Source organism: Pseudomonas onubensis (assembly GCF_965653655.1).
In the GTDB taxonomy this organism is placed as follows: Bacteria; Pseudomonadota; Gammaproteobacteria; order Pseudomonadales; family Pseudomonadaceae; genus Aquipseudomonas.
Genome location: NZ_CBFHAZ010000256.1, coordinates 1 through 463, shown reverse-complemented (window position 1 = coordinate 463; position 463 = coordinate 1). Strand labels below are relative to the sequence as shown.

Sequence of the window (463 nt, the reverse complement as noted above, 5' to 3'; positions counted from 1 at the left end):
GCCATTGCCTTGGAGGATATTCAGCGCAAAACGGATATTCCGGTTGTCGGCGTCATTCAGCCGGGTGCGAGAACGGCGATAAAGGTCACGAAAAACCAGCATATCGGCGTCATCGGCACGGTCAATACCATTAAAAGCAGAGCGTATGAGCAGGCGCTGCTCGGGTTAAACGCAGAACTTCAAGTTGAGAACACGGCTTGTCCGCTGCTCGTGCCGTTTGTGGAAAGCGGACGGTTTCTTCATGAATCAGCGGAGGAAGCGGTTGAAGCATCTCTTGAACCTTTAAAAGGTAAATCAATTGACACCTTGATTTTAGGATGTACGCATTATCCGATCTTAAAAGACCCGATTCAGAATTATATGGGAGAGCATGTGAAAATCATTTCCTCCGGAGACGAGACGGCGAGAGAAGTGAGCACCATCTTGTCTTATAAAGGTTTGTTAAACCAATCGAAACATGCAC

At 47.5% G+C, this 463-nt stretch carries 1 protein-coding gene; it reads left to right on the top strand.

Annotated elements, in window-relative coordinates:
• Positions 1-463, top strand: a 463-nt coding sequence (gene murI / locus ACTD9P_RS29850) for a glutamate racemase (protein WP_438870451.1), incomplete at both ends; no start/stop codon positions are given.